Consider the following 15079-nt stretch of genomic DNA (forward strand, 5'->3'; position numbering starts at 1 on the left):
GCGCAACACACGCGCCGGTGGGTTTGACCTCGCGCCGATCTACGTTGATACGGGGCTGAGTGGATACGGGGCTCCTGCGCCGAACCGTTATGAGGACTAAGAACGAACCATGCGTTTCATGCGTACAGTGATCGCGGTTGCGGCGCTTCTGGCCATGGCCAGTCCGGCCCTCGCCCAGACTGCTCCGACTTCGGCAGGCACCCTGGACCCGACGGCCAACCGTCCGGGCCAGCCGCGCACGGTCGGCGAACCCCAGTTCGAGATCCGGGACGGCATCGTCGCCACGGTCAATGACCGCATCATCACCGGCTATGACCTGCGCCAGCGCATGCTGCTGATTATCGTCATGAGCGAGGTCCAGCCGACGGCGGAGAACATCGCCCAGATCCAGAGCGAAGCCCTGGACATGCTGATCGAGGAGCATCTCCAGTCCGAGGAGATCGCGAAATTTCCGACCCTGATCATCAGCGATGAAGAGGTCGATGGTGAGATCGCCGCCATGGCCCAACAGGCCGGCATGACCCCTGAGCAGTATATGCAGGCCCTGGCCTCGGCCGGCATCCATCCGCGCACCATCCGCGAGCAGATCCGTACCGCCATCGGCTGGCGTGAGCTGGTCGGCGGCCGTTTTGCCGCCCGCGCCCGCGTCAGCCGCAGCCAGGTCGAGCAGAACCTGCGCAAATACGAGGAAGCCGCCTCCAAGAAGCAGTATTTGATCGGCGAGATCTATATCGACGCCAACCGCGTCGGCGGCATGCAGGCTGCCATCACCGGCGGCCAGCAGCTGATCCAGCAGATGATCCAGGGTGCGCCCTTCCAGGCCGTGGCCCAGCAGTTCTCGGCGGCGCCGACGGCCGTTCGCGGCGGCGATGCCGGATGGGTGGTCGAGGGCACGGTGGCTCCCGCCCTGCAGCAGGCGTTCGACAATCTGGACATCGGCCAGCTGTCCAACCCCATCGTCGTCGAGGGCGGAGTCTACATCATCTACATGCGCGACAAGCGTGAGGGGTCGGCCTCCAGCCTCGTCGAGCTCAGCCAGATCATGGTCGCGCTCCCCGAAGCCGCGAGCGACGCGGAAGTCGAGGCCGCCGCCCAGCGCCTGATGGCCATTCGCCCCCAGTTGACCTGCCAGACCATGGTCGCGCGCGCCGCTTCCGAGCCGGGCCTGCTGGGCTCCAACCTCGGCGAAAGCGATGTGCTGAACCTTGCACCGCAGTTCCAGCCCTTCGCCCGCGATGCCGAGGTGGGTGACGTCAGCGAGCCGATCCGCACGCCGCTGGGTCTGCACCTGGTCGGCGTTTGTGGTCGCCGCGTGGGATCGGCGGAACTGCCGACCTATCGCGATGTCGAATCGCAGCTCCTGCGCGCCAATCTGTCCATGCTGGGCCGCCGCTATATGCGCGACCTGCGCGCCGACGCCCTGATCGAGATGAAGTGATGACCCGGCCTGTGCCGCCGCTTGCCCTGACCATGGGCGAACCGGCCGGCGTGGGCCCCGAGATCATCGCCGCCGCCTGGAAGGCTCGCCCCTCACCGTTCGTTGTGGTCGGTGACGCCCGACTTATGGCCGCCCATGCCCCGGTCGAGGTCATCACGGACCCTGAGTCGGCCGCCGCTGTCTTCGACCGCGCCGTGCCGGTTCTGGATCAGCCCCTCAACACGCTGGTGACGCCTGGTCGGGCCGATCCGGCGCATGCCGCGGCCATCACCGGCTGGATCGAGACGGCGGTACGACTGTGTCTCGACGGCGCAATCGCGGGCATGGTGACGGCCCCGATTGCCAAGGCGCCGCTCTATCAGGCCGGGTTTCGTTTTCCGGGACACACCGAGTTCATCGCCGATCTGACCGCCGGTGCCCCGTGGAGCCAGACGCGCGGTCCGGTGATGATGCTGACCGCGAAAGACCTTCGCGCCTGTCTGGTGACCATCCACACACCGCTGTCGCAGGTTCCCGAGTTGGTCACGGCCGAGCGGGTCAGCCGCGTGGCCCGCGTCGTTTATGAGGCCCTGATCCGTGATTTCGGCATCGCCCGTCCCCGTCTGGCGCTGGCCGGGCTGAACCCGCATGCGGGCGAAGGCGGTTCCATCGGCCTTGAGGAACAGGAGGTCCTGATCCCCGCCGCGGCCGCGCTCAGGGCCGAGGGGATCGACATCAGCGACCCCCGCCCCGCCGATACCCTGTTCCACGACGCGGCGCGCACCACCTATGACGCCGTCCTGTGCCTGTATCACGATCAGGCGTTGATCCCGGTCAAGACGCTCGACTTCTGGGGCGGGGTGAACGTCAGCCTGGGCCTGCCGGTCGTGCGCACCTCGCCCGACCACGGCACCGGCTTCGACATCGCCGGGCGCGGGATCGCCCGCCCCGACAGCCTGATTGCCGCCCTCTATCTGGCCCGCACCATGGCCGACCGCAGGGCCGCCGCCGCATGACCACCGATCTGCCGTCCCTCCGTCAGTCGCTGGACGCCCACGGGCTGATGGCGAAGAAAAGCTTCGGCCAGCATTTCCTGCTGGACCTGAACGTCACGCGCAAGATCGCCCGGCTGGCCGGACCGTTTGCGGGTGACGCCGTGATCGAGGTCGGTCCCGGCCCCGGCGGCCTGACGCGCGCCCTCATCGAGAGCGACGCCGACCGGGTGATCGCCATCGAGAAGGACGCCCGCTTCCTGCCGTTGCTGGGCGAGCTGGACGACGGCAGCGGTCGCCTGCAGTTGGTCGAGGGCGACGCCCTGAAGGTGGATGAGCGCACCCTGGTCGACGGGCCGACGCACCTGGTGTCGAACCTGCCCTACAACGTCGGCACGGCCCTGCTGATCAAGTGGCTGACCGGGCCGTGGACGCCCGCCTCCATGACGCTGATGTTCCAGAAGGAAGTTGCCCAGCGCGTCGTGGCCCAGCCGGGCGAGGACGCCTATGGCCGGCTCGCGGTTATCTGTCAGGCCCTGTGCGAGGCGCGGATGGTCATGTCCCTGCCGGCCGCCGCCTTCACCCCGCCACCCAAGGTGGCCTCGGCGGTGGTGCATCTGGTGCCCCATGCCGAGCGACTGGCCGAAGCCCGCATCCGCAAGCTTGAGCGCGTGACCGCTGCCGCCTTCGGCCAGCGCCGCAAGATGCTGCGTTCCAGCCTCAAGCCTCTGGGCGGGGCGGCCCTGTGCGAGGCGGCGGGCATCGAGCCGGATGCGCGGGCCGAGACCATCGACGTGGCGGGCTTCCTGCGGCTGGCCGACGCCCTCACCTGATCAATTGCGCGGGACCATGCGCTGCGGGAAAGGCCGTCCCAGCGCCTCGGCGACGGCCTGCTGGCTGATCAGGAAAACCTCCTCCCGCCGGTGATAGTTGTTCGACAGCACGATCACGACGATCTCGGCGTCAGGCTGCCAGACCACCATGTTGCGGAAACCGGACCAGCTGCCGGTGTGATAGATCTGGCGGTCGTCGAACGCCGGCTCGACCTGATGCCCCAGCGAGCGGCTGAACAGGCCATAGCCCCACTGGCGACGCGGACCGCCCCGGCGCTCGTCGGGGGTATCGGCGGGCGCGTGATCGGCGATCAAGGCCGCGTGGGCCGAGGGACTGAGCAGTCCCCCGCGATGCAGGGCCCAGGTCCAGGCCAGCAGGTCGTCGACCGTGGAGGACAGAGCGCCCGCGCCCGGGATGATGCTGACATTGGCCTCGGGCTGGGGCGTGATCCCGGCAGGGAAATGGGCATAGCCCATGGCCAGATCCGGTACGGCGTCATAGCCCGTGCGCGTCATGCCCAAGGGCTCGAAGAAGGTCTGCTCCAGATAGGTCTGGAAGGGAACGCCCGTCGCGGCCTCGACCACGGCGGCGGCCAGGTTGAACCCGGCGTTGTTGTAGCGCAGGTCCGTGCCCGGTTCGAACTGCAGGTTATAGAGGGCGCTGTCGCGGGTCAGCTCATCCAGTGTGGCCGGCGTGACGCGCCGGGTTCCCCAGCCGGGCCGGGCCATCAGGTCAGGGATTCCCGACTGGTGCGAGATCAGATGGCCGATGCGGATGTCGGCCCAGGCCGCCGGGCAGTCAGCAATCCAGTCGCAGACCGGATCGTCGACGTTCAGCACGTCCTCGTCCTGCAGGCGCAGGATGGCGGCGGCGGTGAACATCTTGCTGACCGAGGCCAGCCGCAGCGGGGTGTCCAGTTCGAACGGGCGCCCGGCTTCGCGATCCGCCATGCCATAGACTTGTCGGAACAGCACCTGGTCGCCGCGCGCCACCAGCACCGCACCCGTGAACCGGCCCCGGGCCGACAGATCGTCGAGCGAGGCCTTCAGCCGGGGCAGGTCCTCGACCACCACGACCGGAGGGCGGGCCGGGACGACAGGGCCGGACGCAGCTTCCGCTGCGTCCTGACCGGCGTGGGTTCGCACCGTCACCGCCCATACGGACGCAATCAGAACAGCCAGGGCCGCGAGCCCGGCGAGAATCGGTAAGGGTCTCATCCGACCCTAGATATCGAACGTCAGGCCGAACTGGGCATAAAGAGCGCGTGAGTCCTGCCATTTCGGATCGACCTTGACCGTCAGGAACAGGTGGACCGGCCGGTCCATCAGCAGGGTCAGCTCCTCGCGCGACTTCTGGCCGATCCATTTCAGGGTCTGGCCCGACCGGCCCAGCACGATGGGGCGCTGGCTCTCGCGCTCGACATAGATGGTCTGCTCGATCCGGACGGAGCCATCGTCGCGTTCCTCGAAGGCCGTGGTTTCGACCGCCGCCGAATAGGGCAGTTCCTCGTGCACCCGCAGGAACACCTTTTCGCGCGTGATCTCGGCCGCCAAAACCCGCAGCGGCAGGTCCGCGCTCTGGTCCTCGGGATAAAGCCAGGGACTTTCGGGCATCAGACCGGAGAGATGGGTCTTGAGGTCCAGCACCCCGTCGCCGGTCGCCGCCGAAATCAGGAAGACGTCGCTGTAGACCCCGGTGTTGAACAGCTCGGTCATCACGGCCAGCATGGACTCGCGTTTCAGGCCGTCGATCTTGTTGAGTGCCAGGATGGCCTTGCTGTCGCGGCCCTTGAGGGCCTGGATGATGGTCTCGACATCCTCGACCGACCGGCGGTCCGCTGGCGAGCCCTTGCCCTCCCCGATGGCCATCTGGGCCGAGGTATCGACCAGATGCACGACGGCGTCGGCTTCCTCGGCCCCTTCCCAGGCCGAAGCGACCATGGCGCGGTCCAGCCGGCGGCGCGGGTTGAAGATGCCGGGGGTGTCGACCAGCACCATCTGGGTCTGGCCGTCCATGACGATGCCGCGCACGGGAAAGCGCGTGGTCTGCACCTTCTGGGTGACGATCGAGACCTTGGAGCCCGTCAGCCGGTTGACCAGCGTCGACTTGCCGGCGTTGGGCGCGCCGATAACGGCGACGAAGCCCGCGCGTGTGCCGGCCAGAGGAATGTCAGTCCCGGGGGTATCTGAGGTCAAATCACGCCTTCACGCTTCATCAGGGCCAGGGCGGCCGCTTTCTCCGCCTCCTGACGCGAACGACCGGTCGCGGTCAAGGCATCCGTGCCACTGATCGTCACTTCGACGCGGAATGTCGGGGCGTGATCGCTGCCGGTTCGCTCGATGATCCGATAGGCGGGGAGCCCCCGCCCGACCTTCAGCGACCATTCCTGGAGGGCGGATTTCGGATTGCTGAGGCTGCGCGAGGACGGGTTTTCAAGCTCGTGGCGCCACAGGTGGTCGAATGCCGTACGGGCTGCATCCAGTCCGCCGTCGAAATAGATCGCCGCCAGAATGGCCTCCATGGCGTCGGCCAGAATACCATCGCGACGCCGCCCGCCCTGTTTGCTCTCGCCGGGGGACATGCGCAGGGCCGGCCCCACGCCGGCGGCCTCGCCCACCCGCGCACAGGCGGCCTTGTCGACCAGGCCGTGCAGACGCGAGGACATCTCGCCCTCGTCTGCCAGGGGGAAGTCGCGCATCAGCCGCTCGGCCACAAGCAGGCCCAAGACCCGGTCGCCGAAGAACTCCAGCCTCTGGTTATCCAGAATGGGGCGCCCAACGGCATCATGGACCGCCCCCTCTCCCACACTGGGGTGGGTCAGGGCACGCTCCAGCAGGGACGGATCGCGGAACTCGTATCCCAGTGTCCGGGCCAGCGCCCGGACGGCCTCACTCCGCCGATCCGCCATCCCCTAGTTCAGAACGGTGAAGAAGCGGTCCAGGCGAACCTTGCTGAACCAGCTGATCGGATTGAACAACGAGGCGCCTTCATGCCACGAGAACAGGATCATCTCGGCCTTGCCGATCAGGTTCTCGGCCGGGACCAGACCCACGCCCATGGCCGACTGCTCGCGGCTGTCGATCGAGTTGTCGCGGTTGTCACCCATCATGAAGTAATAGCCCTCGGGCACCTCGAACACCGGGGTGTTATCGAGGCTGTAGTTCGGGCCAAAGTCCTGGATCTGGTAGCTGCGGCCGTCCGGAAGGGTCTCACGCAGGGTGGTGACCGTCTGGCCGTTGAACATGTCGGCCACCTGTTCGCCGGTGACGACGACGTTCTCGACCGGCTCGCCGTTGATGTGCAGGAGGTTGTTGATCATCTGCACCCGGTCGCCGGGCACCCCGATCACGCGCTTGATGTAGTCGGTCTTGTTGTCGCTGGGCAGCTTGAAGACGGCGATGTCCCCGCGCTTCGGCGCATTGTCCATGATGCGCCCCTCAAACAGCGGCGGGCTGTAGGGGATGGCGTGCTTCGAATAGCCATAGCTCCACTTCGAGACGACGATGTAGTCGCCCTCGTACAGGTTCGGCTCCATCGAGGCCGACGGGATGGTGAAGGGCTGGAACAGGAAGATCCGCAGCAGAATGGCGATGAACAGGGCAATGGCGACGGTCTTGATGATCTCGAGCCATTCGTTCTTGTCGCCCTTGCCGCCGTCGGAATCGTCTCCGCCGTCGTCGTCGTCATCCACGTCGTGCGCGTCGCCCTCGTCGCTCCAGACCGGGCGCTTCGCGGGCTCCGGATCGGCGCCCGATGACGCCGCCGCGAGGGCCGCTGCAGCGGCGATCGGCTCGGGCGGCGGGGTGATGGCTTCGGCCGGGACCGGCTCGGGCTCGGGCTCGGGAGCGTGATCAGGTTCGCGCGCGGGCGCGGGCTCTGCGGCAGTTGCAGGCTCGGCAGCCTCTTCCGGCACGATGACCGGCTCGGCGTCCGGCGTCACCTCGGGGGCGGCCTCGGGCTCGGCATGCGCCACGGGCTCTTCGGCTTCTGAAGCCGGGGCGTCCGCTTCGGGGGTCGCGGGCGCGCCTTCAGCCGGATCGGCCGCGTGCGTATCCGTGCGAGCCGTGTCCGACTCGACGGGTTCGGGCGTGGGCGTCGCGTCGGGCGTCGCGTGATCGTCCGTCTCGGTCGTCTTGTTTTCTTCAGTCATGGCAGAAACCCCCGGTGTGCCGCGCACAGGCGTGAAAGGCCTATAGCCTGATTATGTGACGGGCAAGACTTCGATCACCACGAAGGCGAGCGCATAGGGATGCTCATCACTGAGCGTCAAATGGATATTCGGAGTGTGGCCGGACGGTGTCAGTCGCGCCAGGTGCTCGGCCGCATGGCCCGTCAATTTCAGCGTCGGCCGCCCACTGGGCAGATTCACCACCCCCATGTCGCGCCAGTAGACATCGGCCCGCATCCCGGTGCCCAGCGCCTTGGCGCAGGCCTCCTTGGCCGCGAACCGCTTGGCATAGCTCCAGGCGGGGTCGGGCTTGCGATCCGAGCGGGTGCGCTCCAGCTCGGTGAAGCAGCGGTTCTTGAAGCGCTCTCCGAACCGGTCCAGCGAGGTCTGAATCCGGCGGATGTCACACAGGTCGGCGCCTACACCGACGATCATCGGGCGGCGCTGTCGATGGCGGATCGCATCCGGGCGATGGCCTCATCCAGACCGATGAAGATCGCCTCGCCGATCAGGAAATGGCCGATGTTGAGTTCACGGATCTCGGTGAGGGTCGCGACCTCGGCCGCCGTGTCATAGTCCAGCCCGTGGCCGGCATGGACCTCCAGCCCGACTTGATGGGCCATCGCGACTGCAGCCGAAAGCTTGTCGAAGGCCTGGCGACGGGCGTCGCCTTCGGCGTGGCAGTACTGACCGGTGTGAAACTCGACCACCTGGGCGCCGACGCCGGTCGCGGCCATCACCTGCTGCTTCGATGGGTCGATGAACAGGGAGACGCGAATGCCCGCCTCCTTCAACTGCTGGACGGCAAAGAACAGCGGCCCGATGTGGGCCTGCACGTTCAGCCCGCCCTCGGTCGTCACCTCCTCGCGCCGTTCCGGCACGATGCAGACGGCGTGGGGCCGGTGGCGCAAGGCGATGTCCATCATCTCCTGCGTCAGGGCCATCTCGAAATTCAGCGGCCGCCCGGCCCGGGCACACAGGGCACTCAGCGCCTCGATATCCGGGTCGGTGATGTGGCGGCGGTCCTCGCGGAGGTGGGCGGTGATCCCGTCGGCCCCTGCGGCGAGGGCCTGTTCAGCCGCGCGGACCGGGTCAGGGTGCAGGCCGCCGCGGGCGTTCCGCACCGTGGCCACATGGTCGATATTGACGCCCAGACGCACCCGCTCGGCCATGATCTATCCTTTTGCCAGTCTGCGGCTGCCGGGGTCCTCGACCGGCAGCGCCGCCAGCTCGGGCGGCAGGGCGTCGGCCGGGTACGCGGGCACATCCAGGGTCGCCAGCGCGATCAAGGGCACGCCGACATCGGCCTTGCCCCCCGAGCGATCGACGATACAGGCCGCTGCCACGACCTCGCCCCCCGCCTTGCGGATCGCCGCAATGCATTCGCGCGAGGACAGGCCGGTCGTGACGATGTCCTCGACCATGACGACGCGCTCGCCCGGCTCGACCGAGAACCCCCGCCGCAGTTTGAACTCGCCCCCCTCGCGCTCGACATAGAGGGAGCGGACCTTGAGATGCCGCGCGGTCTCATAGCCGGGGATGATCCCGCCCACCGCCGGCGAAATGGCCACATCGACCGGCCCGACCGTGGCCGTGATCTTGTCGGCCAAGGCCTTGCACAGCCGCTCGCAGCGGGCGGTGTCCATGAACACCAGATTCTTCTGCAGGAAGACCGGGCTGTGCAGGCCGGAGGACAGCACGAAATGCCCCTCGCGCAGCGCTCCGGCATCACGAAATTCGTTCAGGACATCTTCGGTGTTCATGCGCCGTTTCTAGACCCCTCGGGCCGCCGGAGGAAAGACCGAAGCGAGGCCTTATTCCAGGTTCTGGTGCGGTTTCAGGCCGCGGGCCAGCAGTTCGCTCCAGATGCCCTCGGCGTCACCGGCAAAGCCCATCAGGTCGAGGTCGGTTTTGGCAATCACGCCGTGCTCGACCATCGCCTCGAAGTTGAGGACTGAGGTCCAGTAGGCCCGATCCACCAGAACGATGGGGATGGGCGGTGCCTTGTCGGTCTGGCGCAGGGTCAGCAGCTCGAACAGCTCGTCAAAGGTCCCGAATCCGCCGGGGAAGACCACAAGCGCATTGGCCCGCATGGCCAGATGCATCTTGCGCATGGCGAAATAGTGGAAGCGGAACGTCAGCTCGGGCGTCGACCAGGCGTTGGGCTCCTGCTCATGCGGCAGGGTGATGTTGAAGCCGACCGAGGGGGCGCCGACGTCCATGGCGCCGCGGTTGGCCGCCTCCATGATGCCCGGGCCACCGCCCGTGGCGATGACATTGTTGCGCAGTTCCCCGACCTCGCCGTCCAGGGCCCCTCCCCGTTCAGAGGCCAGCCGACCGAACGCGCGCGCGGTTTCGTACCAGGGCTCTCCCGGCTTCACCCGCGCACTGCCGAATACGACGATGGTCGAACGCACGCCCCAGGCGCGGAGCGCCTCCTCGGCCTTGGCGTATTCCAGCAGGAAGCGGACGCCACGCATGGAGTCGCCGAGCAGGAAGTCCTGATCGAGCGCCGGCAGGCGATAGGACGGCGAGGCCATCTGGGCTGTGTTGTCGGGCGGGCTATCCGCCATCAGCCGCGCACCCGCTCGACGGAGTCGACAAAGGCATTGGCGCGCAGGGCCGCCATCAGCGTCGTGGCGTGGCGGGCGTCGCGGACCTCGACGTCGATCTCGACATCGAAAAAGTCCTGCTGCCGGTGGGTCATGACCAGATTGAGGATGTTGCCACCTGCCTCGCCGATCTGCGTCGCGACCTGCCCCAGGACGCCCGGCGCATTGCGGATCGTGGCCTTGAGGCGCGACGCCGCCGTGGCATTCATCTCGGCGCGCGGCGTCCACTGCAGGTCCTGCCACAGGCTGTCGTCATCGCTGAATTCGACCAGCCGGCCGCAGTCGATAGTGTGCACCGTCAGCCCCTGTCCGGGCTCAAGGATACCGACGATGCGGTCGCCCGGCAGGGGCGAACAGCAGTGGCCGAAATGGATGCTGATGCCCGGGGTCAGGCCGCTGCCGCGAACATACAGCTGGGCCTCGCTCTCCTCGATGCGCCGCCGGTCGTGGGCGACCTTGACCTGGCCCTTGAGTGCCGGGAACAGCATCTCGACGACCTTGGTCGCCTGCACCTGGCCCCGGCCGATGGCCTCGAACAGGGCCTCCTCGGACTCGATCGACAGGGTCTCCAGCACCGGAGCCAGCGCCACATCGCTCAGCTTCTTGCCCGCGCGGGACAGGGTCTGTTCCAGCGTGGTGCGTCCCAGTTTGTGGAACTCCTCGCGCTCGGAACTGCGAATCGTGCGGCGGATCGACGACCGTGCGCGTCCCGTGACCGTCAACGAGCGCCAGTCGACGGGGACCTCGCGCTTGGCCCCGCGGATGATCTCGACGACGTCGCCATTGTTGAGCTGGGTCCGCATCGGCTTCAGCTCGCCATTGATCTTCACGCCGACGGCCGTTTCGCCGACCTCGGTATGGACGGCAAAGGCGAAATCGAGCGGCATGGCGCCCCGCGGCAGGGTGATCAGCTGCCCCTTGGGCGTGAAGACGAACACCTGGTCGAGGAACATCTCCAGCTTGGCATGTTCGACCCAGTCGTCACCGCCCTCGCCCGTCTCGATGATCTGGACCAGCCGGCGCAGGTTCTCCAGCGGGTCGCGACCGCCCGAGCGCTCCATGGCTTCGCGGTCAAAGCCATAGGACTTGTTCTTGTAGCGCCAGTGTGCGGCCACGCCGTCCTCGGCGATCCGGTCCATGTCGCGCGTCCGGATCTGGGTTTCGATGCGCACGCCGCCCCGGCCGACAAGGGTCGTGTGGATCGAACGATAATTGTTCGACTTGGGCGTCGAGATGAAGTCCTTGAACCGGTCCGGCACCATGGGCCAGGCGCGGTGGATCACGCCGAGCGCGCGATAGCAGTCGTCCTCGCTGTCGACGATCACCCGAAAGGCATAGATGTCCGACAGGGTCGAAAAGCCGACCGACTTGCGCTGCAGCTTGCGCCAGATGGAATAGGGGGTCTTCTGCCGGCCGATGACCTCGGCCTCGACCCCCTTGGCCAACAGCAGGTCCTGGACCTCCTGGGCGACGTCTTCCAAGGCGGTGCCCTGCTCCTGCTTGAGGGCTTCCAGGCGGCGCTTGATCGCCGTGTGGGCGATCGGGTTCAGGTGCTCGAACGCCAGTTCCTCGAGCTCCAGGGCGATCGAGTGGATACCGATCGACCGGCCCAGCGGGGCATAGACTTCCAGCGTCTCGCGGCTGATGCGCTCGCGCTTCTCCGGCTTGACGTACTGCAGGGTGCGCATGTTGTGCAGCCGGTCGGCCAGCTTGACCAGCAGCACCCGGACGTCACGCGAGATGGCGAGGATGAATTTCCGCAGGTTCTCGGCCTGGCGGGTGTGCTCGGCCTGGAGCTCAAGGCGGCTGAGCTTGGTCACGCCCTCGACCAGCTCCGCCACCTCCTCGCCGAACAGGGCGGCGATGTCGTCGCGCGTGGCCGAGGTGTCCTCGACCACATCGTGCAGCAGGGCGGTGACGATGGTCGCGGTGTCGAGCTTGTAGTCGGTCAGAATGCCCGCGACCTGGATCGGATGGGCGAAATAGGGATCGCCCGAGGCCCGCAGCTGCGAGCCGTGCATCTTCATCGCATAGACATAGGCCTTGTTGATCAGCGCCTCGTCCGCAGACGGGTCATAGGCCTTGACCATCTCCACCAGTTCGAACTGGCGCAGCACGCGCACGCGCTCGACCCGTGGCCGCTCGGGGTCCACAGGCGAAGGCGTTTCAGTATCGGCAAGTTTGGCTACCGGTGCGGTACGGGACCGCTTCGGGCGGAGTGGAACAACTGTGTTCGGTTCCGCTGTCAGTAGCGCTCCTCCTGGCCGCCGTCACGGTCGCTTTGCAGCGCGCGGATCAGTTCGGCCTCGGCCATGTTCATGTGCTGGGGCTCGGCCAGCAGGGCGCGCGTCTCGGCCTCATCCTCGGCCTCGGTGCGCTCATCGACCCGTTGCAGGGTGGTGATCAGGTTCTCGCTCAGCTCATCGGGCGACACGGTGTCATCGGCCAGTTCGCGCAGGGCGACGACCGGGTTCTTGTCATTGTCGCGATCAATGGTCAGCGCCTCGCCCTTGGCGATATTGCGGGCGCGGTGACCGGCCAGCAGGACCAGACCAAAACGGTTCGGCACCCTTTGGATGCAGTCTTCGACAGTGACGCGAGCCATGAATTTCCTCGAACTCTGGGAGAACCAGACAAAATAGAGACTTCCCGCCCATTGTGCAACGCCACATCGGCAGGAATGAGGCATGGCGCCTGTGTGAAGGCCGGGAGGTCCGCCCTACATCGTGGACGAAGCCGCCGGCGCAGCGTCGGCGACGGTCGGCGCCGCCTCGCTTCCGGACGGGTTCATCATCAGAAGGGCAGCGAAAACGATGGCCAGCACCGGCCCCGCATAGGCCCAGTATCGCACCGGCACGAAGAACAGCGACCCGGCACTGCGCCCCATGACGACGCGCTGGCCCGTCTGTTCGTCGATGAACACCCGACCGGTGCCCTTTTCCATCTGGCGCGCGAACAGGAAGGAGCCCAGCCCCATCGTCAGCCCGGCGCAGATGATCGAAATGGCCATCCCCATGTCCGGATCCGACGTGATCGCGGAACTCAGCGGAATGCCGATCAACAGCCCGACGACAGCAAAAACGAGCACCAGAATGCCCCACCCCGACCAGATGATCATGATGTCCCCCCGCGGCCTGCCGCCGCCTCCCTCGGGAGCACATTAGCTTTGCTGTGGCGCGCGGCAATCGAAATTGTCGGGCCGATCTGACGGTCGGATTATCCGGCCACGGGCATGACTGTGGCGTCGCGACCGACCCCGGCCGAGGCAGCAAGATCCGTAGCCGTTCGATCAAGCACGGGATGGCGCCAGTCAGGGTCGAGCTCGGCCAGGGGCCCCATGACGAACAGGCGCTCGGCGGCACGGGGATGCGGCAGGGTCAGATCGGGCGAATCCTGCACCTGACCCCCGAAATCGATCAGGTCGAGGTCGAGGGTCCGGGGAGCATTCTTCACGGACCGCTCGCGGCCAAAGCGCGCCTCAATGCCGGACAGCGTCGTCATCAGCTCCGCCGCCGTGCCGTCCCACGCCCCCTGCACCACGCCATTGAGAAATGGCGGATCCGTGGGGTCGGGCCAGGCGGCCGACCGCCACCAGCGCGAGCGGCGGACGTCGCCCAGTCCCGCGCTCTCCAGATCGTGAACGGCGGCATTCAGCAAGGCACCTATATCAAGCCATGGGCCCTTGTCATTGCTGCCCAGAGCGATGATGACAGGTGTGCTCATATTCTCTCCGGGGTCGTCCTTCGGCCCTTCATATTTCAAGGGACATCGACGATGCACCTCTATCCCGACGAACGCCTTGCGCTGTTCATCGACGGCTCGAATCTTCACGCAGCGGCCCGGTCGCTGAATTTCGATCTCGACTTCAAGGCCATGCTGGACGATGTGCGCGAACGGTCGCGCTTCGTTCGCGCCTACTACTACACCGCCGTGGTCGAGGGGGAGGAATTCTCCCCCGTGCGACCGCTGGTCGACTGGCTGGGCTACAACGGCTTCTCAACCGTGACCAAGCCGGTTCGGCGCTTTACCGACGCCTCAGGCCATGTCCGCATGAAGGGCAATATGGATGTCGAGATCGCCGTCGACATGATGCAGATGGCCCCGCGTCTGGACCACGCCGTGCTGTTCTCCGGCGACGGCGATTTCCGCCGGCTGGTGCAGGCGGTTCAGTCCCAGGGCTGCCGGGTGTCGGTGGTGTCGACGCTCAAGACCCAGCCGCCCCACATCGCCGACGAACTGCGCCGTCAGGCCGATGACTTTGTCGAATTGGCCGACCTCAAGACCCTGTACGGTCGCCCCCGCGCGGTTCGCGAAGACGCATGACGTCGCCTGCCCCGGTTGCCGAGCCGCCCGCCGACTGTCCGCTGTGCCCGCGGCTGGTCGGCTACCGCGCCGAAAACGCCCGGCGCGAACCGGACTGGTTCAACGGCGCGGCCCCCTCGTTCGGGGATCCGCAGGCGCGGCTGCTGGTGGCGGGCCTCGCTCCCGGTCGCACCGGCGCCAACCGCACGGGCCGGCCCTTCACCGGCGATCACGCCGGCTGGCTGCTGTACCAGACCTTGATCGAGACCGGCTTTGCCCGCGGCACCTATGATGCCCGGCCTGATGACGGGCTGCAGCTGGTCGACTGCATGATCACCAATGCGGTGCGCTGCGCTCCGCCCGGCAACAAGCCCCTGCCCGCCGAGGAAGCGACCTGCCGGCCCTTTCTGACCGCCCGCCTTCAGGCCCTGCCGCAGCTGAAGGTGATCGTGACGCTCGGCGACGTCTCGCGCCGCAATGTGCTGAAGGCGCTGGGGAAGCCCGCCTCAGCCATGGCGCCGGGCCACGGGTCAGAGGCCCGGGTCGGCCCCTACGTCCTGCTGAACAGCTATCACTGCTCGCGTCTGAACACGAACACGGGGCGCCTCACGCCCCTGATGTTCCGGGAGATTTTCGAACGGGCCCGCGCGCTCATCGAAATGTGATCGAACGCTGTTCGCCTGACGGGCGAATGTGGCGGCCCGGACACAGGCTTTTCGCCTTTCAGGTGTACACTGTTTTTTGCGGGAACATC

Annotated in this window: 17 protein-coding genes; 5 read left to right on the plus strand and 12 right to left on the minus strand. The window is 67.0% G+C overall.

Annotated elements, in window-relative coordinates; translation table 11 throughout:
• The first annotated feature begins 118 nt into the window (after positions 1 to 118).
• From V7672_RS12790 to rsmA, 3 genes are read left to right on the plus strand one after another with little or no spacing between them, the layout of a single operon-like run.
• Positions 119 to 1438 carry a peptidylprolyl isomerase gene (locus V7672_RS12790; RefSeq protein ID WP_335624982.1) on the plus strand — a complete coding sequence of 440 codons (1320 nt, stop codon included), beginning with the start codon at positions 119 to 121 and terminating at the stop codon, positions 1436 to 1438.
• Positions 1438 to 2433, plus strand: coding sequence for a 4-hydroxythreonine-4-phosphate dehydrogenase PdxA (pdxA, locus tag V7672_RS12795; protein ID WP_335624983.1), 996 nt, complete (start codon positions 1438 to 1440; stop codon positions 2431 to 2433). Before V7672_RS12790 ends, pdxA begins: the two co-directional genes overlap by 1 nt.
• On the plus strand, positions 2430 to 3242 hold the full coding sequence (rsmA, locus tag V7672_RS12800; protein WP_335624984.1) for a 16S rRNA (adenine(1518)-N(6)/adenine(1519)-N(6))-dimethyltransferase RsmA: 813 nt from the start codon (positions 2430 to 2432) through the stop codon (positions 3240 to 3242). Before pdxA ends, rsmA begins: the two co-directional genes overlap by 4 nt.
• On the opposite strand, the gene V7672_RS12805 is transcribed toward rsmA, so the two are convergent.
• The 12 genes from V7672_RS12805 to folK form a co-directional block, all read right to left on the minus strand.
• Positions 3243 to 4460 (minus strand): serine hydrolase domain-containing protein, encoded by a 1218-nt coding sequence (locus V7672_RS12805; RefSeq protein WP_335624985.1) that lies wholly within the window; start codon positions 4458 to 4460, stop codon positions 3243 to 3245. It lies immediately after the preceding gene.
• A 6-nt stretch (positions 4461 to 4466) separates the two neighbouring features.
• A complete protein-coding gene (gene era / locus V7672_RS12810; RefSeq protein WP_335624986.1) occupies positions 4467 to 5438 on the minus strand; it encodes a GTPase Era in 972 nt (323 codons plus the stop codon).
• On the minus strand, positions 5435 to 6151 hold the full coding sequence (rnc, locus tag V7672_RS12815) for a ribonuclease III (protein WP_335624987.1): 717 nt from the start codon (positions 6149 to 6151) through the stop codon (positions 5435 to 5437). The genes era and rnc overlap by 4 nt, the downstream gene beginning before the upstream one ends.
• A gap of 3 nt (positions 6152 to 6154) precedes the next feature.
• Positions 6155 to 6934, minus strand: a complete 780-nt coding sequence (gene lepB / locus V7672_RS12820; protein WP_335625080.1) for a signal peptidase I — start codon at positions 6932 to 6934, stop codon at positions 6155 to 6157.
• Positions 6935 to 7444: 510 nt separating this feature from the next.
• Positions 7445 to 7846, minus strand: a complete 402-nt coding sequence (gene acpS / locus V7672_RS12825; RefSeq protein ID WP_226634433.1) for a holo-ACP synthase — start codon at positions 7844 to 7846, stop codon at positions 7445 to 7447.
• Positions 7843 to 8583 carry a pyridoxine 5'-phosphate synthase gene (locus tag V7672_RS12830; RefSeq protein WP_335624988.1) on the minus strand — a complete coding sequence of 247 codons (741 nt, stop codon included), beginning with the start codon at positions 8581 to 8583 and terminating at the stop codon, positions 7843 to 7845. The genes acpS and V7672_RS12830 overlap by 4 nt, the downstream gene beginning before the upstream one ends.
• A gap of 3 nt (positions 8584 to 8586) precedes the next feature.
• Complete coding sequence (gene pyrE, locus V7672_RS12835) at positions 8587 to 9174, minus strand: orotate phosphoribosyltransferase (RefSeq protein ID WP_335624989.1); 588 nt, start codon at positions 9172 to 9174, stop codon at positions 8587 to 8589.
• 51 nt (positions 9175 to 9225) lie between these two features.
• Positions 9226 to 9984 (minus strand): TIGR00730 family Rossman fold protein, encoded by a 759-nt coding sequence (locus V7672_RS12840; RefSeq protein ID WP_335624990.1) that lies wholly within the window; start codon positions 9982 to 9984, stop codon positions 9226 to 9228.
• Entirely contained in the window at positions 9984 to 12113 is a 2130-nt protein-coding gene (locus tag V7672_RS12845) for a RelA/SpoT family protein (protein ID WP_335625081.1), read from the minus strand. Before V7672_RS12845 ends, V7672_RS12840 begins: the two co-directional genes overlap by 1 nt.
• A 155-nt stretch (positions 12114 to 12268) precedes the next feature.
• Positions 12269 to 12628, minus strand: a complete 360-nt coding sequence (gene rpoZ, locus V7672_RS12850; RefSeq protein WP_123286978.1) for a DNA-directed RNA polymerase subunit omega — start codon at positions 12626 to 12628, stop codon at positions 12269 to 12271.
• A 114-nt stretch (positions 12629 to 12742) separates the two neighbouring features.
• Positions 12743 to 13141, minus strand: a complete 399-nt coding sequence (locus tag V7672_RS12855) for a hypothetical protein (RefSeq protein ID WP_335624991.1) — start codon at positions 13139 to 13141, stop codon at positions 12743 to 12745.
• 98 nt (positions 13142 to 13239) lie between these two features.
• The gene (gene folK / locus V7672_RS12860; protein WP_335624992.1) at positions 13240 to 13746 is read right to left on the minus strand and encodes a 2-amino-4-hydroxy-6-hydroxymethyldihydropteridine diphosphokinase; all 507 of its coding nucleotides are present in this window, start codon (positions 13744 to 13746) and stop codon (positions 13240 to 13242) included.
• A 51-nt stretch (positions 13747 to 13797) separates the two neighbouring features.
• Here folK and V7672_RS12865 point away from each other — a divergent pair, with 51 nt between their 5' ends.
• Positions 13798 to 14346: a LabA-like NYN domain-containing protein gene (locus V7672_RS12865; RefSeq protein WP_335624993.1), complete on the plus strand. Its 549-nt coding sequence runs from the start codon at positions 13798 to 13800 to the stop codon at positions 14344 to 14346.
• Positions 14343 to 14990: a uracil-DNA glycosylase gene (locus tag V7672_RS12870; protein WP_335624994.1), complete on the plus strand. Its 648-nt coding sequence runs from the start codon at positions 14343 to 14345 to the stop codon at positions 14988 to 14990. Before V7672_RS12865 ends, V7672_RS12870 begins: the two co-directional genes overlap by 4 nt.
• Positions 14991 to 15079: the final 89 nt, after the last annotated feature.

This window comes from Brevundimonas sp. (genome assembly GCF_036963785.1).
Classification (GTDB): domain Bacteria; phylum Pseudomonadota; class Alphaproteobacteria; order Caulobacterales; family Caulobacteraceae; genus Brevundimonas.